Origin of the sequence: Xanthomonas pisi DSM 18956, assembly GCF_001010415.1 — a bacterium.
Taxonomy (GTDB): domain Bacteria; phylum Pseudomonadota; class Gammaproteobacteria; order Xanthomonadales; family Xanthomonadaceae; genus Xanthomonas; species Xanthomonas pisi.
On record NZ_JPLE01000255.1, the window covers coordinates 1 to 546 of the forward strand.

1 protein-coding gene is annotated in these 546 nt (G+C 49.6%); it reads left to right on the forward strand.

The genetic code is table 11. The annotated features are described in order from the left end of the window. Positions 1–546, forward strand: a 546-nt coding sequence (locus Y887_RS20820; RefSeq protein WP_046965642.1) for a hypothetical protein, incomplete at both ends; no start/stop codon positions are given.

Below are 546 nucleotides of genomic sequence, written 5' to 3' on the forward strand. Positions count from 1 at the left end.
CTACTCAACTTGCAGAGATTAACGACAAACGAGCGAATACTGGTAAGACTCTCATTGATGCTGGCGTCATCTCCCCTGATGAAGAGCGTGACCGCATCAAAGACGACAAAAACAGCGGCTACAACCGTTTGCCGGAAGATGCAGCAGAAGAAACACCAGGGATGTCTCCAGAGAATATGGCATTGCTTGGCAAGTCTGCTGGTGAAGTTCTGCAAGGTAAGGCCGATATTGAACAGGCCAAAGCTGACGTCGTCAAGATGGGCGGCCAGTTCTATAGTGAGACTGGTATCATGCCGGAAGGTGCCGCGCGCGGTGAGTTGACAGAAAACCCTGACAGGGCACCAGTTGAGATTAACATGGATGATACCGATGATGAATCAAGCCATCAGGTTGATGTCCTAACGCAACTGAAAGAAGGTCTGGAGGGTATTGCTGACTATTACCTTAAAGAAGGTCAGGATGTGGATTTTGACCCTCAAAAAGACGCAAGGTCTGTGCAGCCGTCTACCCTTCCAAGCGTAAAAGGCAATGTCGTCAACTTGCGCC